Source organism: Albidovulum aestuarii (assembly GCF_029961185.1).
Classification (GTDB): domain Bacteria; phylum Pseudomonadota; class Alphaproteobacteria; order Rhodobacterales; family Rhodobacteraceae; genus Albidovulum; species Albidovulum aestuarii.
The window spans coordinates 130,766-151,044 of sequence record NZ_JASBQQ010000002.1 but is presented as its reverse complement, the minus strand read 5'-3'; the positions used below and the strand labels follow the sequence as shown (position 1 = coordinate 151,044).

The 20,279-nt window shown below is 63.2% G+C and carries 21 protein-coding genes; 12 read left to right on the top strand and 9 right to left on the bottom strand.

What is annotated here, in order from left to right:
* The first annotated feature begins 102 nt into the window (after positions 1–102).
* The 4 genes from gstA to QKW60_RS05380 are packed head-to-tail and all read left to right on the top strand — an operon-like array spanning position 103 to position 1,766.
* Positions 103–708: a glutathione transferase GstA gene (gene gstA / locus QKW60_RS05395; RefSeq protein ID WP_282367073.1), complete on the top strand. Its 606-nt coding sequence runs from the start codon at positions 103–105 to the stop codon at positions 706–708.
* The gene (locus QKW60_RS05390) at positions 708–1,085 is read left to right on the top strand and encodes a nuclear transport factor 2 family protein (protein WP_282367072.1); all 378 of its coding nucleotides are present in this window, start codon (positions 708–710) and stop codon (positions 1,083–1,085) included. The genes gstA and QKW60_RS05390 overlap by 1 nt, the downstream gene beginning before the upstream one ends.
* 15 nt (positions 1,086–1,100) lie before the next feature.
* Positions 1,101–1,307, top strand: coding sequence for a tautomerase family protein (locus tag QKW60_RS05385; RefSeq protein ID WP_282367071.1), 207 nt, complete (start codon positions 1,101–1,103; stop codon positions 1,305–1,307).
* A gap of 9 nt (positions 1,308–1,316) precedes the next feature.
* Positions 1,317–1,766 (top strand): DMT family transporter, encoded by a 450-nt coding sequence (locus tag QKW60_RS05380; protein ID WP_282367070.1) that lies wholly within the window; start codon positions 1,317–1,319, stop codon positions 1,764–1,766.
* A 188-nt stretch (positions 1,767–1,954) separates the two neighbouring features.
* Here the strand turns inward: QKW60_RS05380 and QKW60_RS05375 are convergent, their stop codons facing one another.
* Together QKW60_RS05375 and QKW60_RS05370 are read right to left on the bottom strand one after the other, a co-directional pair.
* Positions 1,955–2,593, bottom strand: coding sequence for a response regulator transcription factor (locus QKW60_RS05375; protein ID WP_282367069.1), 639 nt, complete (start codon positions 2,591–2,593; stop codon positions 1,955–1,957).
* A complete protein-coding gene (locus tag QKW60_RS05370; RefSeq protein WP_282367067.1) occupies positions 2,590–4,026 on the bottom strand; it encodes a cache domain-containing protein in 1,437 nt (478 codons plus the stop codon). The genes QKW60_RS05375 and QKW60_RS05370 overlap by 4 nt, the downstream gene beginning before the upstream one ends.
* A 232-nt stretch (positions 4,027–4,258) precedes the next feature.
* Between QKW60_RS05370 and QKW60_RS05365 the strand changes: the two genes are divergently transcribed.
* The 3 genes from QKW60_RS05365 to QKW60_RS05355 all read left to right on the top strand — a co-directional run bounded on the left by QKW60_RS05365 (position 4,259) and on the right by QKW60_RS05355 (position 8,744).
* A complete protein-coding gene (locus tag QKW60_RS05365; protein ID WP_282367065.1) occupies positions 4,259–5,350 on the top strand; it encodes a TRAP transporter substrate-binding protein in 1,092 nt (363 codons plus the stop codon).
* 98 nt (positions 5,351–5,448) lie between these two features.
* Positions 5,449–6,372 carry a TRAP transporter small permease subunit gene (locus QKW60_RS05360; RefSeq protein WP_282367063.1) on the top strand — a complete coding sequence of 308 codons (924 nt, stop codon included), beginning with the start codon at positions 5,449–5,451 and terminating at the stop codon, positions 6,370–6,372.
* 14 nt (positions 6,373–6,386) lie between these two features.
* Positions 6,387–8,744 (top strand): TRAP transporter large permease, encoded by a 2,358-nt coding sequence (locus QKW60_RS05355; protein ID WP_282367061.1) that lies wholly within the window; start codon positions 6,387–6,389, stop codon positions 8,742–8,744.
* Between the two features lie 39 nt (positions 8,745–8,783).
* Here the strand turns inward: QKW60_RS05355 and QKW60_RS05350 are convergent, their stop codons facing one another.
* From QKW60_RS05350 to QKW60_RS05335, 4 genes are all read right to left on the bottom strand, one after another.
* Positions 8,784–9,236 (bottom strand): universal stress protein, encoded by a 453-nt coding sequence (locus tag QKW60_RS05350; RefSeq protein WP_282367060.1) that lies wholly within the window; start codon positions 9,234–9,236, stop codon positions 8,784–8,786.
* Between the two features lie 135 nt (positions 9,237–9,371).
* Positions 9,372–10,214 carry an arginyltransferase gene (locus QKW60_RS05345; protein WP_263740361.1) on the bottom strand — a complete coding sequence of 281 codons (843 nt, stop codon included), beginning with the start codon at positions 10,212–10,214 and terminating at the stop codon, positions 9,372–9,374.
* A 150-nt stretch (positions 10,215–10,364) separates the two neighbouring features.
* Positions 10,365–10,817, bottom strand: a complete 453-nt coding sequence (locus tag QKW60_RS05340; RefSeq protein ID WP_282367059.1) for a DUF2852 domain-containing protein — start codon at positions 10,815–10,817, stop codon at positions 10,365–10,367.
* A gap of 113 nt (positions 10,818–10,930) precedes the next feature.
* Positions 10,931–11,398 carry a YbaK/EbsC family protein gene (locus QKW60_RS05335; RefSeq protein ID WP_282367057.1) on the bottom strand — a complete coding sequence of 156 codons (468 nt, stop codon included), beginning with the start codon at positions 11,396–11,398 and terminating at the stop codon, positions 10,931–10,933.
* A gap of 112 nt (positions 11,399–11,510) precedes the next feature.
* Here QKW60_RS05335 and QKW60_RS05330 point away from each other — a divergent pair, with 112 nt between their 5' ends.
* The 3 genes from QKW60_RS05330 (at position 11,511) to QKW60_RS05320 (ending at position 15,214) form a co-directional block, all read left to right on the top strand.
* On the top strand, positions 11,511–14,303 hold the full coding sequence (locus tag QKW60_RS05330; protein ID WP_282367055.1) for a [protein-PII] uridylyltransferase family protein: 2,793 nt from the start codon (positions 11,511–11,513) through the stop codon (positions 14,301–14,303).
* Positions 14,304–14,338: 35 nt separating this feature from the next.
* Entirely contained in the window at positions 14,339–14,620 is a 282-nt protein-coding gene (locus QKW60_RS05325; RefSeq protein ID WP_282367764.1) for a hypothetical protein, read from the top strand.
* 237 nt (positions 14,621–14,857) lie between these two features.
* On the top strand, positions 14,858–15,214 hold the full coding sequence (locus QKW60_RS05320) for a hypothetical protein (protein WP_282367053.1): 357 nt from the start codon (positions 14,858–14,860) through the stop codon (positions 15,212–15,214).
* 3 nt (positions 15,215–15,217) lie between these two features.
* Here QKW60_RS05320 and eda read toward each other — a convergent pair whose 3' ends face one another.
* Both eda and edd read right to left on the bottom strand, forming a co-directional pair.
* On the bottom strand, positions 15,218–15,859 hold the full coding sequence (gene eda / locus QKW60_RS05315; protein ID WP_282367051.1) for a bifunctional 4-hydroxy-2-oxoglutarate aldolase/2-dehydro-3-deoxy-phosphogluconate aldolase: 642 nt from the start codon (positions 15,857–15,859) through the stop codon (positions 15,218–15,220).
* 55 nt (positions 15,860–15,914) lie between these two features.
* Positions 15,915–17,720 (bottom strand): phosphogluconate dehydratase, encoded by a 1,806-nt coding sequence (gene edd / locus QKW60_RS05310; protein WP_282367049.1) that lies wholly within the window; start codon positions 17,718–17,720, stop codon positions 15,915–15,917.
* A gap of 297 nt (positions 17,721–18,017) precedes the next feature.
* On the opposite strand from edd, the gene QKW60_RS05305 reads away from it, so the two are divergent.
* Positions 18,018–19,214: an RSP_2647 family RNA methyltransferase gene (locus QKW60_RS05305; RefSeq protein ID WP_282367048.1), complete on the top strand. Its 1,197-nt coding sequence runs from the start codon at positions 18,018–18,020 to the stop codon at positions 19,212–19,214.
* On the top strand, positions 19,211–19,759 hold the full coding sequence (locus tag QKW60_RS05300; protein ID WP_282367046.1) for an RSP_2648 family PIN domain-containing protein: 549 nt from the start codon (positions 19,211–19,213) through the stop codon (positions 19,757–19,759). Before QKW60_RS05305 ends, QKW60_RS05300 begins: the two co-directional genes overlap by 4 nt.
* Here the strand turns inward: QKW60_RS05300 and QKW60_RS05295 are convergent.
* Positions 19,756–20,178, bottom strand: a complete 423-nt coding sequence (locus QKW60_RS05295) for a cupin domain-containing protein (protein WP_282367044.1) — start codon at positions 20,176–20,178, stop codon at positions 19,756–19,758. The two genes, QKW60_RS05300 and QKW60_RS05295, sit on opposite strands and share 4 nt — an antisense overlap.
* Between the last annotated feature and the right edge of the window lie 101 nt (positions 20,179–20,279).

Here is a 20,279-nt window from a genome sequence, read left to right as displayed (position 1 = left end):
ACGGTTACCTCAAAATGCAGGTTACTTCAAGATCTATGGTTTCCAATAGTTACTAAATGAGTCTATGTAACCTCTGCACTGAAACCCCAAGAAGAGGTCCCCATGAAACTCTATTATTCCCCTGGCGCCTGCTCCATGGCGTCGCACATCGTCCTGACCGAGATCGGTCAACCTTTCGAGGCCGAACGTATCGACAATGCCGGGAAGAAAACCGCGTCCGGTGGCGATTTTCTTGCCGTCAATCCCAAGGGCAAAGTCCCGGTTCTCGATCATCAGGGCGATATCCTGACCGAAGGCCCGGCGATCCTGCAATTCGTGGCTGATGCCGCAGGGGCCGAGACTTTGGCTCCGAAGGCCGGAACCATGGCGCGGGCCCGGGTGAACGAGGCGCTGACCTATGTCAGCTCCGAACTCCACCCGGCCTTCAGCCCGCTCTTCAACCCGGCAAGCGACGATGCAGCGAAAGCGACCGCGAAAGAGAACGTGCATAAGAAGTTCGACTGGCTGGAGGCAAAACTGTCCGATGGCCGCGCCTATCTGACCGGGGCGAACTTCACGATTGCCGATGCCTATGCCTTCGTGGTGACCAACTGGGCCAACTTTACCGGCATTCCGCTGGACAGTTGGCCGCGTCTGAAGGAATTCGTCACCCGCGTTGCCGGGCGGCCCGCGACGCAGGCGACGCTCAAAGCCGAAGGCCTCGCATAATGGACGGGGATTTTGCCGCCGTTGAGGCCGTCCTTCGGGACTATTTCGACGGCCTTTACCATAGTGACGCGGGCCTTCTGGCCCGTGTCTTCCACCCGAAAGCGATTTATGTCTCGGCAACAGAGGGTCCGCTGATCTACCGCACGATGGCGGAGTACTTTCCCATCGTCGAGGCCCGCGAAGCACCCGCCGCGCGCAACGAAGCACGCGCTGACCGGATCGTCGGCATCGCCTTCGCCGGACCGGTCACCGCCACCGCGCAGGTCAATTGCGCCATCGGGCCGCGATACTTCACCGACTGCCTGACGCTGATCCTCGACGAGGGGCGCTGGCAGATCATCTCCAAGGTCTTCCACTGGGAAGAGCGCACGAACTGAAAGCAAGGATGGACAATGCCTTACGTCAATATCAAGATCACCCGCGAAGGCGCGACGGGTGAACAAAAGGCTGAGCTGATCGCGGGGGTGACGGACCTTCTTGTCCGCGTTCTCAAGAAGAACCCGGCGACCACGCATGTGGTGATCGACGAGGTGGCGCTGGAAAACTGGGGTGTTGGCGGGCTGCCCGTGGAGGCATTCCGGGCGCTCGGAAAGGGATAGGCGGGGCGGATGACGGCGGACACACTCAGATACGCGGCAATCATGCTTCTGGCCGGGATCGGCATTCCGATCCTTGCCGCGTTGAATGCTCGGCTCGGTGTGCGGATCGGCTCGCCCGCCGCCGCTGCCGCCATCCTCTTCACCGTTGCTTTCGCGGGCGCGGCACTGACAATGATCGCGACCGGTGGCACCTCGGCGCTTGCCGCCGCTCCGGGCCAGCCGAAACACCTCTTCCTCGCCGGCCTCCTCGTTGCCTTCTATGTCCTCTCGATCACCTGGGTCGCGCCGCGCTTCGGGCTTGGCAATGCGATCACCTGCGTCCTGTTGGGCCAACTCCTCTCAGCCGCAATCATTGACCAGTTCGGCCTGATGGGCGCGATCGTGCGACAGATCACGCCGATGCGCGCGGCAGGCCTTGGCCTCATGGCCATCGGCGTCTTTTTGACCCAGCGCGGCTAGAGTATCAGCAGCGGCAGGGGGCCGTCTGCCCCCTCTGCGCCCGTTCCGGGCGCATTCACCCCCGCGAGTATTTGCAGACAGAAAGTGCATATGTTCACTTTCTGTCCCAAAATACTCCCGCCGGAGGCAGCGGCGCGGAACGCGGCCGCCCGGTGAGGGGGGCTCGATGCCCGCCGAGACGGTGCTGGTCAGTGCCCCGTTCCCTGAAGAACGCCATGTTCCATCGCATAGCGGGTCAGCCCCGCCGTCGTGGCGATACCAAGCTTGCGCTTGATGTTCTTGCGATGCGTCTCGACCGTGCGGACCGAGATATCCAACTCCGCCGCCACATCCTTGTTCGACTTGCCCTGCGCCAGTTGCAAAAGGATGGTCTGTTCGCGGTCGGTGAGCGGCTCGCGCCCATCCGTCGTCGCGGGCTTCAGGCTCGCCGTCGCGCCGGTGCAGAGGTAGCGTTCCCCCGCCATCACCCGGCCGATGGCCGCCTTGATCTCCTCGGTTGGCACATCCTTCAGGACGTAACCCGCCGCGCCGTGCCGCAGCGCGGTGGAAATGTATTCCGGGCTGTTATGCATCGACAGGATCAGGATGCGCGTCTCGGGATTGCGCTCCAGCAGGATTTCCGTCGCCGACAACCCGTTCACCTGCGGCATGTTAAGGTCGAGCAGGATCACATCGGGCGCAAGAGCCTCGGCCTGGTCGATCGCCTCCTGCCCGTTTCCCAGCGTGCCAACGACGGTGATGTCGTCATAGGATTCAAGAATGGCGCGGATGCCTTCGGCCACCATGGGGTGATCATCGACAATGAGAACGCGTGTGGGGGAGGTCATGCGCTGTCCTTCTTCTTTGGGGCTTGCCCGGCGGGTTGAAGCATATGTGACAACGGCACCTGCGCCTCGATCACGGTGCCGGTTCTGGACGACAGAACGCGGAGCGAGCCGTTCAACTGCTCCATCCGTTCCGTCATGTTTCTCAGACCCAGACCGCCATCTGCGGCGTCGCTCTCGCGAGACGCCGCTATGCCGCGCCCGTTGTCCTCGATCCGCATCATGGCACCCTGTTTGTGGCCGCGCACCAGAAGCCTGACCTTGGTCGCGCCGGAATGCTTTTCGACGTTGGTCAGCGCTTCCTGTGCGATGCGGTAGAGCGCGATTTTGGCATCCTGATCCAGCCGATTGCGGAATACGACAGTCTCAAAATCGGTCTCCATCCCCGTGCGCTTGCCGAAATCCTCCATCAGGGTCTGAAGTGCGGGGCCGAGGCCGAGATCATCCAGCACGCCGGGCCGCAGGTCGCGGCTGATCCGGCGCACCTCGCCAATGGCGCCATTAAGGCTGTCGATCCCCGCCGAAAGGCTTTCGCCCGCGCGCGCGTCCCCGAGCGAAAGGCGGCGGCGGGCAAGTTCCAGCGCGTAGCGGACCGCCACAAGGATCTGAGAGATCGAGTCGTGCAGTTCGCGGGCAACGCGGCCACGCTCTTCTTCCTGAGTGTCGATGATGCGCTGGGTCAGTTTCTTCAGCTTGGCATCGGCCAGCCTCCGTTCCCGGATCGTGATGCTCATGCCGCTCGTAAACACCAGCAGGACCGCGCCAACCGCGATGGCGGCGATCCATCGGAAGGTGCGACCGATGCGGTCCTCCGTCTCGGCCCGCGCGGCCGCGACCGAGGCGAGGATGTCGTCAACAAAAACCCCGGTTCCGACGGCCCAACGCCAATCCTGCAGCCCCACGACGTATGAGATCATCTGGGCATCTTTGCCGGTCGAGGGTTTTGGCCAGACATAGGAGTGATAACCACCACCCTGACGGGCAATGCGGATCAGTTCGTCGACGACGGGCGTGCCCTGCGGATCGCCGAGCCCCGCCCAGTTGCGGTTGATCAGCCAGGTCTGGCGTGGCGCCACGATATTGTTGCCATCATAGTCGTAGACGAAAAAATAGCCGTCCTGCCCGTAGAGCATCGCAGCAAGGATCTGTGCGACTTCTTTTTTCGCTTGCACGTCGTCGGGCAGGGCATTGCCATAGATGCCGCCGAAGGCAGTGCGCGCGAGGCTGATATAGTTCCTCAGTTCTTCCTTCTTCACCGAGATCAGCTGCGCCTCAAGCCCCGCGATTTCGCGCTGCGCCAGTTCGCGGGACTGATGCGCAACCAGCAGCGCAATCGCGGTTGCCGCGAAGACGAGCGGCAGCGTTGCGATCAGATAAATCTTCTGTCCGTAGTTGAGGCGGATTGCCTGTCGCAATGCCCCCAGCCGCGCCCGCATCCGCCCAGTTCCCGATTGCCGTTCCCGGTGATTCGCCTCTGACAATGACCGTCTGTCATCCGCAGGTCAATTCGCGCACCGAGCGGAAGGCAGGGCACCGTGTTCGGTCAAAAACCGCGCCCATCTACGCAGTAGTCGGTATTCCCACGGTAGAATTCCGCAGCTAGTCTCCCGTCAGTTTCAACGATCCGCCCGGAACGCGGGCGGACGAATCTTGGGAGGAAATATCTGAATGGATCGTCGTTCATTCCTGACGAAAGCGGCCCTTGGCGGCACCACTGCCGCGGCGGCAACCGCGCTTGCCGCGCCGATGTACGCGCAGGGCAACCGCACCCTGACACTCGTCACCACCTGGGGCCGCGGCCTTGCCGGCGTGCATGATGCCGCGCAGCGCGGTGCCGACATGATCACCGCGATGACCGACGGGCAACTGACAGTCGATCTAAAGGCGGCAGGCGAGCTTGTCGGGGCGTTCGAAGTGTTCGACGCCGTGACCTCGGGTCAGGCCGACATGTATCATGGTGCTGACTATTACTTCGTGGGCCAGCATCCCGGATACGCGTTCTTTACGTCGGTTCCGTTCGGCATGACCGCTCAGGAACTGGTGAATTGGTATTACCACGGCGGTGGTATGGAATTCCACGACGAACTTGGCCAGATCTTTGGCCTGAAGTCCTTCCTCGGCGGCAACACCGGTGCGCAAGCCGGCGGCTGGTTCAATAAGGAGATCAACGGCCCCGAGGACTTCGCCGGGCTTAAGTTCCGGATGCCTGGGCTTGGCGGCGAGGCGCTTGGCAAGCTCGGTGCATCGGTGCAGAACCTGCCCGGCGGCGAGGTCTATCAGGCGCTAGCATCGGGTGCGATCGACGGCACCGAATGGATCGGCCCCTGGGCCGATGAAAAGGCCGGGTTCCAGGAAATCACCAAGTTCTACTACACCGCTGGTTTCCACGAGCCGGGTTCGGGTCTGTCGCTGGCCATGAACCGAGAGGTCTATGACAGCCTGACCCCCTCCCAACAGAAGATCTTCGAGATCGCGGCTGGTGAGGCGCATCAGCACAACCTCGCGCAGTTCCTGTCCAACAACGCCGCCGCGCTGTCGCGGCTGCAGGCCGCGGGCGTCAAGACGCTCGAATTCCCTGACACCGTCTGGGATGCCTTCGGAAAAGCCGCGAACGAGGTTCTGACTGACCCTGCCAAGATGGGCGACGAGCTCTATAAGAATATCTACGACAGCTACTTCGCCTCGATGAAGTCCTCTTCGGCGTGGATCAAGCTGTCGGACAGCGCCTATACCGCGCAACGCGACCGCGTGCTCGGCTAAGCAAAGCCTGACTCTGTAAAGATACGTCCCCGGCCTTCCGGCCGGGGGCAATCTCCGGAAAGGCTGGCAAACGGCCACCGGAACCAAAGGGGGATGCGATGGTCGACGCCATCACCTGGCTTTTCGCCAACATTCTGAATGCTTTCGCCAACGTCTTTCACGCCCTGACCAACCCCGCTTCATGGCTGGCCTGGGTTGGTGAGATCGGCAAGCTGGAGACGCCAGAGGCCAAGGAATCGCTGATGCGGTTCATCTATTACGGCAGTTCGAAAGAGTTCCTGTTCGTCGTCCTCGTCCTTTTCGTCATTCTGACCGTCATCGGCCTTCTTCGCCATCCGGTCATGTGGGCCTATGTGAGGGGGCTTGAGGCGTTCGCCAATGGTCTTGGCCGTATCACCGCATGGGTCGGGCTGATCATGGTCATCCAGCAGATCGTCATCGTCTTTCTGCAACGCATCTTCTCGGTCGCGCAGATCGAGTTCGGGCTGTTCGGCATCGGGTTCACCAAGGACCTGAGCTGGTGGTCGGAGGAGCTGAAGCTCTACAACGCGATGATCGTCGCGCTCTGTGTCACCTACACCTTCATTCAGGGCGGCCATGTGCGTGTGGACCTGATCTATTCAGGCGTTTCCTACCGCACGAAGAAGCTGATCGACATGTTCGGCTCGCTCTTCTTCATGCTGCCTGCCGCATTCCTGACCTGGCTCTTCGCCTGGTTCTTCTTCTGGCGGGTCATGGTGGTGCCGAACTCCTCGGCCTCGGACAACCTCGACAAACTCCTGATGAAGGCGCGCGCGGTCCGCTGGAAGGTGGAAACCATCGGCTTCAGCCCCAACGGCTTTGACGCCTACTTCCTCTTCAAGGTTCTGATCCTGAGTTTTGTCGGCCTGACGATTCTGCATGCGATGACCTTCTTCTGGCGCTCGCTTCTGGAATTCCTCGAAGGACCGGAAAGCGAGGGGCGCTATCTCGACAAAGACACGCTCGGGCAGGGCGAAGAAGCCTACGAAGGCACGCATTAAGGGGCTGATGGATCATGTTTCTGGGATTTGACGGCGTCGAGATCGGTCTGATCATCGTCTTCCTCTGCCTCTTCGCGGGCATTCTTTCGGGCTTTCCTGTGGCCTTCGCGCTGGGTGGCGCGGGCGTCATCGCCTTCGGCATCCTCGCCGCGCTCGACAGTTCCGGCCTCTTGGTCCACGAATTCGTCGACCGGGGATCCGAGGGCTATCAGGCGCTTCTGGCGCAGGGCATACCCGAGATAGAGATATCGAAATTCACCTATCCCGATCTGCCACGCGCCACTGAGGCGTTATTTCCCGGCGGCTGGGAACTGGCGATGGACCGCAATCTGGGCTTCATCGTCAACCGGATGAACGAACGGGTCTTTGCCGGTCAGTCGATCGAGACGCTGCTGGCCGTTCTCATGTTCGTCATGATGGGCATTACGCTTGAACGCTCCAAGATCGCCAATGAGCTTCTGACCACGATGGCGCGGGTCTTTGGGCCGCTGCCGGGCGGTCTGGCGGTTTCGGTTGTGGTCGTTGGTGCCTTCCTTGCCGCCTCGACCGGGATCGTGGGGGCCACCGTCGTGACGATGGGCCTACTGTCGCTGCCGACGATGCTTCGCAACAACTATTCGCCGGAACTCGCCACTGGCGTCATCGCCGCCTCGGGCACGCTCGGGCAGATCATTCCGCCCTCCATCGTCATCGTGCTTCTCGGCACCCTCGCCGGCGACCTCTACGCCGCTGGGCAGGAGATCCGTGCCAGTGCCGCGGGCTGTTCCGACGCGCTGACCTATCTCGGCGAGGCCGCCGTCCTGTCGGTCGGTACGCTCTTTCAGGCGGCGCTGCTGCCCGGGATCATGCTTGCGGGTCTTTATGGCCTCTATGCTTTCGGCTTTGCACTCTACAATCCGCAGAAAGCGCCGCCGGTTTCGCTCGAGCCGGTTGGGGGTGAGGTAGTCACCCGTTCGGACGCCATGCGCTGGTTCGTGCTGGCCCCGGTCGCGCTCATCGGTGGTACGATATTGGCCGCGCAGGTCGGATTCGTCGGCAGCCAAAGCCTGACGGTCGACAGCTTCACCGATGCCGGTCAGGCTGCGAGCCTACGCACACGGGTGTCGGAGCAGTGTCAGGCCTCGATGATCGAGCTGCACGGTCAGGAAGCCTGGGATGCGGCCGTCGCCCAGCAGTCAGAGATCGACGCGGCTGGTGGGGTTGCGTCCAGCCATCGCCGTACCGCCGAAGAGCTTGAAACGGCGCTTGCCGCGAAGATCGACGATGCCGCGCCTGTAGGCACCGGTGTTGCGGTGCTTCTCGTCCTCCTCGGCCTTATCCTGACCACAGCGCGCGGTGTCTCGCCCACAGCCGATCCGAAGCCGCTTCTGATTGGGGCCGGGGGACTTCTACTCGGCCTTCTGGCCGACATTGTCCTCATCCCTGTCACGGCCACTTCCGGGCAGACCTTTGTGACCCTCGCACTGCCGATGGCCATAGCGCTTTATGGCTGCGCGGCGGCGGCGAAGAGCATGTCGCACAACGACCTGATCCGCGTTGTCTTTCCGCCTCTGGTGCTGATCATCGCCGTTCTCGGTTCGATCCTCGGCGGTATCACTAACCCGACACCGGCGGCCGCACTCGGGGCTGGCGGCGCGCTTCTCCTTGCCGCCTACCGCAAGCTGCATGAGCAACAGAAAAGCGGCGTCATTATCCTCGCCACGTCTTTTGCTGTCATCATCATGATCCTGATCGGTATCAATTTCGACCTCCGGATCACCCGGTCCGACGTGCCGCTGGAGGATCAGATCGCCTTCTACGCCGCGCGCGGGGCATATTTCTTTGCGCTCTTCGGCATCCTCTATGCCTGTTGGGTGCTGCTCCGCAGCTCGGTTCTCGGGCCGGTGGTGCGGGAAACCGCCAAGGTCACCTCAATGGTCTTTACCATCCTGATCGGGTCGCAGATCCTGAACCTTGTTCTGATCTCGTTCGGGGGTGAGCACTATATCCAGAGCTTCCTGCGCTCGTTTGAACAGGAATGGACCGCCTTCCTGATCGTCATGCTGGTGCTCTTCGTGCTTGGCTTCGTCCTAGACTTCCTGGAGATCATCTACATCGTCGTGCCGATTGTCGGGCCGGTCATCTATGGCGGTACCTATGACCCGTCCTGGGTGACGATCATGATCACGGTCAACCTGCAGACCTCGTTCCTGACGCCACCTTTCGGTTTCGCACTCTTTTATCTTCGCGGTGTGGCGCCTGCGAGCGTGACGACCGGCATGATCTACCGCGGCATTGTCCCGTTCGTGCTGATCCAGGTGATCGGGCTTGGCATTCTCTGGGCCTTCCCGGGCATCGTGACGATCGTGCCGGACCTGTTGCCGAACAACTGATGCGAAGGGGAAGGGGGCGTCATCGCCCCCGACCCGGTCTTATTTGACGGTCAATACCGGGCAACTTGCCAGCAATTCGACACGGTGCGAAACGCCGCCCCTTAACGTCGCTTCGATATTGCCGAGGCCGCGTGATCCGATGACGATCATGCTGACTTTCTTCTTAACGGCGGTGTTCACGATGGTCCGGGCGACCGGCCCGGTTTCGACCGCGGTTTCGACCTCGGTTGCACCGTGTTTCTTGGCGACGTCCGCAGCATGGGACAGCAGGTCGCTCGACAAGAGTTTTATGGCCTCGTAATCGGCGTTGTCGATATGCTCCAACTGCGCGTATTTACGCAGTTCTTCCGAGACTTTCGGGACCTTCTGAGGCTTCAGCACCGTGAGGATGGAAAGCTTGGCTCTGCAGGCACCCGCGATTTCCGCCGCATATTCCACCGCTTTAAGTGAATGGGCCGAGCCATCGACGGCAACAAGGACTTTCTCGATCATGGTCTTCCTCCCTCTGTGTTCGAATTCATCTGCGTGGCAACGATTGGGTGGGTGCGTGCCACCGGATCAGGAAACAGGCTGCGACGCATATCACAGCACGACGGTCAGGATCGCTTTTGAGGGGGCGTACACCTCTCACAGGCCGTTCTTTACCGGACGGCTTTCGGGTAGGGCGATGCGGGCCACCTGCTCGGCAATCGGATCGACGGAAAGCGGATGGGTCTCGGACGAATGATCCGCCGGCTCGCCGATATCCTGCCAATGACCGTTCTTGTAGATTTCGAGCGCGCGGAACCCCGCCTTGTAGCCCATCTTCCGGCTGCCCGGCACCCAGTAGCCGAGATAGACGTAAGGAAGCCCGGCACGTCGGGCGATCTCCACATGGTCGAGGATGATATAGGTGCCCAGGCTGTCACCGATCCGGTCCGGATCGTAGAAGGAATAGACCATCGACAGTCCGTCATCGAGCACATCGGTCAGGCAAACCGCCGTCAGCGACCGGCGTCCGCCCTTGGCCTCGGGCGGGGAGCTATACTCGACCACCCGGCTCTTGACCGGCGTTTCCTCGATCATCGCGGCGAATTCGAAGATGTCCATGTCGGCCATGCCGCCATCGGCGTGGCGACTGTCGAGGTAGCGGCGGAAGAGTGCGTACTGGTCCTCGGTCGCCCAGGGGCTCGTCGCCTCGCGCCTGAGATTGGCATTGCGCCGAAGCGTGCGGCGCTGGCTTTTGTTCGGTGTAAAATCCGCGACCCTGATCCGTGCGGAAAGGCAGGCGCAGCATTCCGAACACGAGGGCCGGTAAAGCACGTTCTGCGACCGCCTGAAGCCCTGTTTGGAAAGCGCGTCGTTCAGCTTTTCGGCATTTTCACCCTGAAGTGCCGTGAACAATTTCCGCTCTGACCGGCCATCCAGATAGGGGCAGGGTTGTGGTGCCGTCACATAAAACTGGGGCGCTATGGGCAGTGTATGACGCATGGTCGCGATCGGCTCGATGGTGCAGGGCGACGTTAGCAAGCGGATTCGAATCCGCCAAGTGCTGAGTCGCGACCCGGAGCAGCCGACCCCGGAAACGCATCGGGCGGCCCCAAATCGGGCCGCCCGGGCGGGATTGTTCAATGCTGCGGTTCAGTAAGCTCCGGAACCTGACCGGTCGGTCGTCACGTCGTCGGCGCCGGGATCGGTTTCTTGCGCAGCGCGGGCCCGTTCGTCGAGATACTGGTCGAACTCGGCCTTGTCCTTGCTTTCGCGCAGGCGCTTGAGGAAGGTCTCAAACTCATCCTGCTCGCGTTCCAGCCGGTCAAGCGTATCGGCCTTGTAAGCGTCGAAGGCGGTGTTGCCGGACGACCGGAAGCCGTGGCGGCGCGCATGGCAGCGCGACATGTGGTGGTGGGCGTCGTTGCGGCTCCAGCCGCAGCCTTTCGAAAACATGCGTTTGCTCCAGATCATATAGGCAAGAAGGGCGAGACCGACGGGCCAGAAAAAGATGAAGCCAAGGACCATTGCAGCGATCCAGGCGCCCTTGCCGCGTTCGTCGAGCCACATTTCGGCCCGTGAAGGCCAGGCGGCGATAGTGGACATGCGTTCCTCCGTTGAAGGTATGTAAATGTCTTTCACATGACCCAAGATTGGGGCTTTGACCGGTATCGTCAAGAGGTGATGTAAAACTTTTTTACATTCCGGTCGCGGAGGGTTCAGGTGAAATCCGCCAGCGTCGCGCCGGTGATCTGCAACAGGGTATTGGGCTCAATCGGAAAGATATGGCGTGGCGTGCCCGCCGCTCCCCAGACCCGGTCGAATTCAAGGAGCCGTGGATCGAAGTAGCTGGTGATGGGCGAGAGATGCCCCAGGGGCGCCACTCCACCAATCGCGAAACCGGTTTCCGCGCGGACCTGATCGGCATCGGCCCGGCCAAGTGCCTGCCCCGCGACGATGCTTGCCTTGGCAGGATCGACCCGATTGCCACCAGCGGTCAGGAACAGGACGACATGGCCGCTTACCTCGCCCCGGAAGATGATCGACTTCGCGATCTGGTCAAGTGCACATCCCGCAGCCGCGGCCGCCTGTTCAGCAGTGCGCGTTTCTCCGGGCATTTCCAGAATTTCGGCCGGGACACCCGCCGCGTCGAGTGCCGTGCGTACCCGTTTCAAACTCTTGCTCATTCGTCGCCTTCCCGTTGCTTTTGGGGGAAAGGAAGTCATGGCCCAAACGGGATTGCAAGGGCGGCTTCCTGCCGGTCGTTGACGCCGCAACGCGGCACGCTAGTGTCAGACCATGACATTCGCCGCCCGCATGACTCGCACGCCGATCGCCTTTGAGCCTGACCGGGCCGCGGAGGTGAAAACCCGTTTCGCCGGGCTTGCCCCGGAACTGCGGGAGCTGCTGGAAGGTGCAGCGGGGTGCAGCCCGTATTTGACGGGACTGATGGAACGGCAGGCGGACTGGCTTGAACAGGCATTGGCAGTCTCTCCCGAGGATGCGCTCGATACGGCGCTGGCCGGGATCGACGATCTTGCATCCGATCAGCTTGGCTCAGAGTTGCGGCAGGCCAAGGCCCGGGTGGCGCTTCTGGCGGGGCTCGCCGATCTCGGTGGAGTGTGGCCGTTGGAGCAGGTCACGGGCGCGCTGACGCAGCTTGCCGATACCGCCGTGCATTACGCGTTAAGGGTGCTCACCGCAGACGAGATAAGGCGCGGCAAGGTGCTCGGAGCCGAGCCCGGGGATGCCGACACGGCCGCCGGGATCGTTGCCCTTGCCATGGGGAAGATGGGCGCGGGGGAGCTGAACTACTCCTCCGACATCGACCTCATCTGCCTCTTTGACGAGACCCGATATGATCCCGACGATGTGCAGGAGGCACGCGCGGCCTTCATCCGCGTGGTGCGCAAGATGGCGGCGATGCTGTCGGACCTGACCGCCGACGGCTATGTCTTCCGAACTGATCTGCGCCTGCGTCCCGATGCCTCGGTCACGCCTGTCTGTATCTCCATGGCGGCAGCGGAACAGTATTATGAGGCGCAGGGGCGGACATGGGAGCGAGCCGCCTATATCAAGGCGCGGCCCTGCGGTGGTGATCTCGCGGCGGGTGAGCGGTTCCTGAAAACGCTGACACCCTTCGTCTGGCGGCGGCATCTGGATTTCGCCTCCATTCAGGATGCGTATGACATGCGCCTGCGCATCCGTGAGCATAAGGGTCTGCACGGGCCAATTGTGCTGGAAGGCCACAATATGAAACTCGGGGCGGGCGGCATCCGTGAGATCGAGTTCTTCACCCAGACCCGGCAGATCATCGCTGGAGGGCGCGACCCCTCGTTGCGTGCCCGCGACACCGTGGGCGGGCTTGCCGCCCTTGCCGCCAAGGGCTGGGTGCCAGATGCCGATGCGGAGGACCTGACCGCTCTTTACCGGGCGCACCGCGAGATCGAGCATCGTGTGCAGATGGTGGGGGATGTTCAGACCCATGACCTGCCGACGATGCCGGAGGAGTTCGACCGCATTGCCCGGATGTGCGGCGAGGGGGATACCGACGCGTTTCGCAAGGCACTGAAGGAACGGCTTGAACGGGTGGCGGAGCTGACCGAAGGCTTTTTCGCCCCGGGTGAGGAACGCAGCGGCCCCGAAATGACGCCCGAGATGCAGGAGATCGTCGATGGCTGGCGCTCCTATCCCGCCTTGCGGTCCGAACGCGCGGTCGCAATCTTCAAACGGGTACAGCCAGAGATCCTGTCGCGCCTCGACCGTGCGGCGAGCCCGGGGGAGGCGCTCCGGCAATTCGATGGCTTCCTGTCGGGTCTTCCTGCGGGTGTGCAGCTTTTCTCGCTCTTTGAGGCAAACCCGCAGCTGATCGATCTGATCGTCGATATCTGTGCTACGGCGCCCGGCCTAGCCGCCTATCTCTCGCGCAATGCCGCCGTGCTGGATGCCGTGCTGGGAGGCGATTTTTTTGCACCTTGGCCGGGGCTCGGACCGCTGACCGAGGCGTTGACCAATCGTCTGGCGGAACGCGACGATTACGAATGGCGTTTGGGTGCGGCGCGGGTCTGGGCGCGGGAATGGCATTTCCGCATCGGTGTGCACCATCTGCGCGGTCTGATCGACGCGGGGCAGGCGGGGCGCGAATATGCCGATCTGGCGGGGGCGATCCTCGCCGCAATATGGCCGGTCTGCGTCGCGGAGTTTTCGCGCAAGCATGGCGCACCGCCGGGGCGGGGGGCGGTTGTGCTTGGTATGGGATCGCTGGGCGCCGAACGGCTCAACGCGCATTCCGACCTCGACCTGATCGTGATCTATGATGCGGACGGGGTGGAGGCCTCAGACGGTCCGCGCCCGCTGGCGGCGCGAGCCTATTATGCCCGTCTGACGCAAGCGCTGGTGACGGGTCTTTCGGCACCAATGGCGGACGGTCGGCTCTACGAGGTCGATATGCGGCTTCGCCCCTCGGGCCGTCAGGGGCCGGTCGCGACCTCGATCCAGTCCTTCACCAGCTATCAGATGGAGGAGGCCTGGACTTGGGAACACCTCGCGCTGACCCGCGCCCGGGCGGTTGCAGGGGACTTTGCCTTGGCCGAAGAGGTGGAAGCCGCGCGCCAGCAAGTCCTGAACGCGAAGGGGGCTGAGGATCGCGTTCTGCCCGATGTGGCCGAGATGCGTGACCGCATTTTCGCGGCAAAGGCGCCCGATGGCGCGTGGGAGGCCAAGATCGGCCCCGGCCGCTTGCAGGATATCGAGCTGCTGGCGCAAGCCTGCGCACTCCGCACCGCCGTCCCCGCCCGAAGAGTGGAAGCGCAACTTCGCGCCGGGCTCCGCGCCGGGCATCTGGCGAAAGAGGACGAGGCGGCACTGCAGGAAGCTTATCGGTTCCTCTGGCGGCTACAGGCGGGCGGGCGGCTTTTGACTGAAGGTCCGCTTGATATGGATGCGATCGGTGAAGGCGGGCGGACGTTCCTCATGCGCGAGACGGGTGCGTCGGAACTTGACCAGATGGCGTCGCGGCTGGAAGGCCACACCGCGCGCGCTGCGTCGATTATCGCGCAATGCCTCCAGCAACCGGAAACCGGCGGGGGGTAGCAGGCGAACAGGGCGCACCGATGGCGAGGAAAGTCATGGAAATGTCACTGGCGGACCCCAAGGGGCTGGTCCGCGAAAGCTATGCGATCGAGGGGATCAAGGCGTCAGAATGCCGCTCGATCTTCCTCGACTGGGCGCTGAGCCTGAAACCGGGGGTCGAGACGGCCGAGGCGATCCGGGTTCTTCTGTCTCACTATGGGCCGGACTGGCCGGACCATCCGATGACTGCGGTTCTGACTGCGGGACTCACTGCCCCGGCCACCCCGGTGCGCCGTGGGGGCCGAAATGCCCGCGTGCCACGTTCGGGCGATCTCTGAGCCAGGCTACAATCCCGAGGGTTGAAAAGGTCGGAGAATTGCCGCCTCGGGACCTCTCCGGGGCCATTTCGGTGACAAATTGATCGGCGATGATCTTCCTTACGGAGGTTATCGATGTCCGAGTCTTCGCGTGCTGCTTGCGTCTTACGAGTGTTCCTTTTGTTCTTTGTACCCGGAGGTGGCCTAGCCCTCCTCCTCGCGTTTCTCGCGGCGCCTCGGATACCTGGTTATGCCGGTATGATCCTTCTTGGGGTCGGGTTCCTGGCCTTCGTTATTGCGACCGGCGCGGCGATGGCATGTAGCCTCGCCTGTGTCGGTCGCGGTGGGACCGAACCGGTTTTGCGAGTTCTCGATCTTAGACGCAACCGCGGTCGCTATGCATTCCTGTTTGCTGTGACCGCGGCTGCGCCCGTTGATATGGCGGTTCGGCTGGCACTATCGCTGGGTATCCACTCGCCCGAGGCGGCAGGACCATTGGCATTTCTTGGTGTGGTTACCCTCTTGTTCATAGTCGCCTGGCTCATGATCGGCGACAGGGCCGGCACGACGCAGACCCTGCTCAGGGCGCTTCGCGGCGCCGAAACCACGCGTTAGGATCTACCGGGCAAGCGCCGCGGCCTTACGCGCAAGCGCCTCGATCCCAGCCCAGTCACCTGCCACGACCATCTCTTTTGGCGCGACCCAGCTGCCGCCAACGCAGAGGACGTTCGTCAGGCTCAGATAGTCGAGGACATTACTGGGGCCGATGCCGCCTGTCGGGCAGAACCGGACCTGAGGGATGGGGGCACCAATCGCGGCCAGCGCTTTCGCCCCCCCCGATGCCTCGGCCGGAAAGAACTTCTGCACGGTGTAACCCTTCTCGAGCAGAGCCATCACTTCTGTTGCCGTCGCGGCCCCGGGCAGAAGCGGCAGGTCCTCCTCGGCGCAAGCCGCGAGCAGACGGTCCGTCGCGCCGGGCGAGACACCGAACCGGGCTCCTGCAGCTTTCGCGGCCTTCACGTCCTCTGGCGTCAATAGGGTGCCCGCCCCGACGACCCCACCCGGCACTTCGGCCATTGCGCGGATTGCGTCGAGCGCGGCAGGCGTGCGCAACGTGACTTCCAGCGCAGGCAGGCCACCTGCGACAAGTGCCCGTGCCAGGTCGGCGGCCTTGCCGGCGTCGTCGATCACCAGAACCGGAACGACCGGCGCAAGGGCGCAGATGTCAGCGGCGTGGCGGCTTTGCTCGGCTGGGGTCATCGCTGGTTCCTTTCAGGCGGGGTTTGTGGCGGGTCAGTAAGCGTTCGGCCGAACGTCAAAGCAGTGCGGATGCCCCATCGGTCGCGGGGCCGACATGGCGACGGAAGGTTTCGAAAAGCTCGCGGCCCGTGCCGAAGCGGTTCAGCGAGAGGTCGGGTGTGACGGGCTGGCGCGCTGCCAGATCGACATTCCTGACTTCAATCGTGCCGGATACCGCGTCGAGGCGCACGATGTCGCCATCCTGAAGCCGCGCAAGCGGGCCACCCGCCGCCGCTTCGGGGCTGACATGGATCGCCGACGGGACCTTCCCGCTCGCCCCCGACATGCGGCCGTCGGTGACAAGCGCGACTTTCAGTCCCCGGTCCTGCAGGACTGAAAGGATCGGCGTCAGGGAATGCAGTTCCGGCATGCCGTTGGCCTGTGGACCCTGGAAACGGACGACGACCACGGTGTCGGTCGTGAATTCGCCCTTCGCAAATGCCGCCTTGACCTCTTCCTGATCGGCGAAAACGCGAGCCGGGGCCTCGATCACGTGACGCTCTGGCGCCACGGCAGAGACCTTGATCACGCCGCGCCCGAGATTGCCGGATAGCTGTTTCAATCCGCCCTGTGCGTCAAAGGGCTGCCCAGCCGGGCGCAGGATCTTGTCGTTGAGCGAGGTTTTCGGCCCGTCGCGCCAGATCAGCGCATTGTCTGCAAGCGCCGGTTCCTGCGTGTAGCGGCGGAGCCCGTCACCCGCGATGGTGCGCACGTCCTCATGCAGTAGCCCAGCCTCCAGCAATTCGCCGATCATGAATCCAAGCCCGCCGGCGGCGTGGAAATGGTTCACGTCGGCAAGGCCGTTCGGATAGACCTTCGCCATCAGGGGAACGATTGCCGAGATATCGGCGAAGTCCTGCAATTCGAGTGCGATCCCGGCAGCGCGCGCCATGACCGGCAGATGCATCACGAGGTTCGTCGATCCCCCGGTCGCCATCAGCCCGACCATGCCATTGACGAAGGCCCGCTCGTCCAGAATCTCACCCGCGGGCCGGTAATCGTTGCCAAGCGCGGTGATCGCTGCCGCGCGTTCGACCGCGGCCGTGGTCAGGGCGTCGCGGAGCGGCGTGCCCGGATTGACGAAGCTCGCGCCCGGCAGGTGCAGCCCCATGAATTCCATCAGCATCTGGTTGGTGTTCGCGGTGCCGTAGAAAGTGCAGGTGCCGGGCCCGTGATAGGCCGCCATTTCGGCCTCCATCAGTTCCTTGCGCCCGATTTCCCCGGCCGCGAAGCGGTTGCGGATTTTCGATTTCTCGTCATTGGGCAGACCGCTCGTCATCGGTCCGGCCGGAACGAAGACTGCGGGGATATGGCCGAAGGTCGCCGCAGCGATCACGAGGCCCGGAACGATCTTGTCGCAGATGCCAAGGAAGAGCGCGGCGTCAAAGCAGTTGTGGCTGAGCGCCACGCCCGCCGATAACGCGATCACATCGCGGGAAAAAAGCGACAGTTCCATTCCGTCGCGACCCTGCGTGACCCCGTCGCACATTGCCGGAACGCCGCCCGCGACCTGAGCGGTCGCACCCGCGCGCCGGGCAGTGTCGCGGATCAGCTTCGGGTAATCCTCGTAGGGCTGATGGGCCGAAAGCATGTCGTTATAAGCGGTGACGATCCCGATATTCGGCGCGCGTCCCGCCGCCAGATCGGCCTTGTCCCCACCCATGGCGGCATAGGCATGGGCCTGGTTGCCGCAGCTCAGATGTGCGCGTGCCGGTCCCGCCTCAGCCGCTTCGGCGATCCGGTCCAGATAGGCGCGGCGCGTTGTTGCCGAGCGCTGCACGATCCGGTCGGTGATCTCTGCAAGGCGCGTGTTCAGGGTCATGGGCGGCTCCTGTCAGGTCCGGCTTTCGTTAGCCTATCTGGTCGGAGGCGCAATAGCATGATGTGTTAGCGCTAACAAGTACGTTTCCCGCGGATCTTCGCTGGGCGCATATCGGCACTGCCGCGTAGGTCCGGTGGTAGCCGAAAGTGAAGCACTTGGAGCATCTGAACAGGATTGGCGCATAACATCGCGACGTACCATGCCATAGATGATGTGGAATTTAGCGCCGAAGCGGACTTTCCCCTAAGCGGCGAAGCGACTAGAGGAAGGGAAACCCCGTCCTCAGGAAAATCTCCGATGTCCCCTGCCTATCCGACCGTCCGCTTGCGTCCAAAGGGGGAGGCCCGTGCGATCCGTCATGGCTTTCCATGGGTCTATGCCGATGAACTGGTAACCGACCGGCGCACTCAGGCGCTGGCACCGGGTACGATTGCGGTGCTGGAAGATGCCGAGCGGCGGCCCCTGGGCGTGGTCACGGTCAATCCGAAATCCAAGGTCATCGCCAGGGTTCTCGACCGCGACGAGGGCACAGCGATCGACCGTAGCTGGATCGCGGCACGCATCGCCCGGGCCATGGCCTTGCGCGACCGGCTTTATGACAAGCCCTTTTACCGGCTGATCCATGCTGAGGCCGACGGACTGCCCGGCGTCATCATCGACCGCTTCGGTGATGCGGCAGTGATCCAGCCCAACGCCGCCTGGGCCGAGGCGATGATCTCCGATCTTGCCGGGGCGCTTGCGGATGTCACGGGCGTCACGGCGATCGTCAAGAACGGCACCGGCCGGGCGCGGGGGCTGGAGGGACTTGCAGAAGAAACGGTGATCCTGTCCGGCGGGCTCGACGCACCTGTTCCGGTGCCGATGAACGGGGCAACCTATATGGCCGACCTCATCGGCGGACAGAAGACGGGGCTTTTCTTCGATCAGCGCGATAACCACGCCTTTGCCGCGCGGCTGGGGCGGGGCGGGCGGATGCTCGACGTCTTTTCGCATGTCGGCGGCTTCGCGCTGGCCTCGCTCGCGGGTGGGGTGGAGAGCGCGCTTGCGGTCGATGCCTCGGCTGCGGCCCTTGATCTTGCGGGGCAGGGGGCGGCTGCCTCTGGTTTCGGCGACCGATTTGAGGCCCGCAAGGGCGATGCCTTTGCGGTGATGGAGGAACTTGGGCAGGAGGGTGGGGTATTCGACCTCGTCGTCTGCGATCCGCCCGCTTTCGCGCCGTCGAAACCCGCGCTTCAGGCAGGGCTTCGGGCCTATGAGCGTGTGGCGCGGCTGGCCGCGCCGCTCGTCGCGCCGGGGGGGTACCTCGCGCTCTGCTCATGCTCACACGCCGCCGACCTCTCGCAGTTCCGCAACGCCTCGGCCCGCGGTATCGGCCGCGGCGGGCGGCGGGGGCAGCTTCTGCACACCGGTTTCGCCGGGCCGGATCACCCGCAACTGCCTCAACTGGCCGAAAGCGGCTATCTCAAGGCGCTGTTCTTCCGGCTCGACGGATGAAGGTCGTTCTCGACGCCTGCGTCCTCTACCCGACCGTGCTGCGCGAAATTTTAATCGGCGTCGCCAGGGCCGGGCTTTACACACCGCTTTGGTCTGACCGGATCTTAGAGGAATGGGCAAGGGCGACGGTCAAGCTCGGTCGGGGTGCGGAGGATATCGCGAGGGGTGAAATCGCCGCGTTGCGGGTGGACTTTCCAAAGGCAAGTGTTGCCGCGCGGGAGGGGCTTGAGGCGCGACTTTGGCTGCCGGACCCGGCCGATGTTCATGTGCTGGCCGCTGCCATCGCCGGTCACGCCGACCTGATCGTCACCTTCAATGCCAGCGATTTTCCGCGCCATACGCTGACCGAGGAGGGGCTGAAGCGCGATGATCCCGACCATTTTCTTCTTGGTCTATGGCAGTCGTCCCCCGAAGCGGTCGAAAGGGTGGTCGAGGATGTGCGCGCGAAAGCCGAACATCTGTCGGGTGAGCCGCAGCCGCTGCGTCCGCTTCTGAAACGCGCGCGGCTGCCCCGTCTCGGCAAGGCACTCGCGCGGTCGGGTTAAGCCCTTGGGATGTCAAATCCTTCTGGTGCCAGTTCGAAACCTTCGAACCGGAAGCCGGGGCTGACGGTGCAGCCGACCAACGTCCAGTCCCCTGTCGTCCGCGCCGCCTGCCAGTGATGGGCAGGCACAACGATCTGCGGGCGCTCTCCTGACAAAAGATCGGGGCCAAGCCGATGGTCCGAGGCCGGGCCGGCATCGCTTGCAGCCATGGACAGGATCAGCGGCGCACCGGCGTAGTGGTGCCAGATCTCGGCCGCATCGACCCGGTGCCATTGGCTGCGCTCCCCCGCTTTCAGCAGGAAGTAGATGCAGGTTCCCGTGGGCCGCCCGTCGCCTTCAGCCACCCAAGTCTGGCGATACCAGCCGCCCTCGGGATGGGGTGAAAGATTGAGAAGGGCGACGATGTCATCAGCAGTCATGGCCCATTCTTGCCTGTCCCCGCGCGCGGCAGCAACGCCCGAATGCCATTTGAGATGAGTCAAGGCGGGGCCCATTCCGGCCTGTCAGGCTTTCCCCAGCG

Coding starts and splice junctions, on each gene's coding strand:
- gstA (WP_282367073.1), top strand. CDS start 103: ATGAAACTCTATTATTCCCCTGGCGCCTGCTCCATGGCGTCGCACATC.
- QKW60_RS05390 (WP_282367072.1), top strand. CDS start 708: ATGGACGGGGATTTTGCCGCCGTTGAGGCCGTCCTTCGGGACTATTTC.
- QKW60_RS05385 (WP_282367071.1), top strand. CDS start 1,101: ATGCCTTACGTCAATATCAAGATCACCCGCGAAGGCGCGACGGGTGAA.
- QKW60_RS05380 (WP_282367070.1), top strand. CDS start 1,317: ATGACGGCGGACACACTCAGATACGCGGCAATCATGCTTCTGGCCGGG.
- QKW60_RS05375 (WP_282367069.1), bottom strand. CDS start 2,593: ATGACCTCCCCCACACGCGTTCTCATTGTCGATGATCACCCCATGGTG.
- QKW60_RS05370 (WP_282367067.1), bottom strand. CDS start 4,026: ATGCGGGCGCGGCTGGGGGCATTGCGACAGGCAATCCGCCTCAACTAC.
- QKW60_RS05365 (WP_282367065.1), top strand. CDS start 4,259: ATGGATCGTCGTTCATTCCTGACGAAAGCGGCCCTTGGCGGCACCACT.
- QKW60_RS05360 (WP_282367063.1), top strand. CDS start 5,449: ATGGTCGACGCCATCACCTGGCTTTTCGCCAACATTCTGAATGCTTTC.
- QKW60_RS05355 (WP_282367061.1), top strand. CDS start 6,387: ATGTTTCTGGGATTTGACGGCGTCGAGATCGGTCTGATCATCGTCTTC.
- QKW60_RS05350 (WP_282367060.1), bottom strand. CDS start 9,236: ATGATCGAGAAAGTCCTTGTTGCCGTCGATGGCTCGGCCCATTCACTT.
- QKW60_RS05345 (WP_263740361.1), bottom strand. CDS start 10,214: ATGCGTCATACACTGCCCATAGCGCCCCAGTTTTATGTGACGGCACCA.
- QKW60_RS05340 (WP_282367059.1), bottom strand. CDS start 10,817: ATGTCCACTATCGCCGCCTGGCCTTCACGGGCCGAAATGTGGCTCGAC.
- QKW60_RS05335 (WP_282367057.1), bottom strand. CDS start 11,398: ATGAGCAAGAGTTTGAAACGGGTACGCACGGCACTCGACGCGGCGGGT.
- QKW60_RS05330 (WP_282367055.1), top strand. CDS start 11,511: ATGACATTCGCCGCCCGCATGACTCGCACGCCGATCGCCTTTGAGCCT.
- QKW60_RS05325 (WP_282367764.1), top strand. CDS start 14,339: ATGGAAATGTCACTGGCGGACCCCAAGGGGCTGGTCCGCGAAAGCTAT.
- QKW60_RS05320 (WP_282367053.1), top strand. CDS start 14,858: ATGATCCTTCTTGGGGTCGGGTTCCTGGCCTTCGTTATTGCGACCGGC.
- eda (WP_282367051.1), bottom strand. CDS start 15,859: ATGACCCCAGCCGAGCAAAGCCGCCACGCCGCTGACATCTGCGCCCTT.
- edd (WP_282367049.1), bottom strand. CDS start 17,720: ATGACCCTGAACACGCGCCTTGCAGAGATCACCGACCGGATCGTGCAG.
- QKW60_RS05305 (WP_282367048.1), top strand. CDS start 18,018: ATGTCCCCTGCCTATCCGACCGTCCGCTTGCGTCCAAAGGGGGAGGCC.
- QKW60_RS05300 (WP_282367046.1), top strand. CDS start 19,211: ATGAAGGTCGTTCTCGACGCCTGCGTCCTCTACCCGACCGTGCTGCGC.
- QKW60_RS05295 (WP_282367044.1), bottom strand. CDS start 20,178: ATGACTGCTGATGACATCGTCGCCCTTCTCAATCTTTCACCCCATCCC.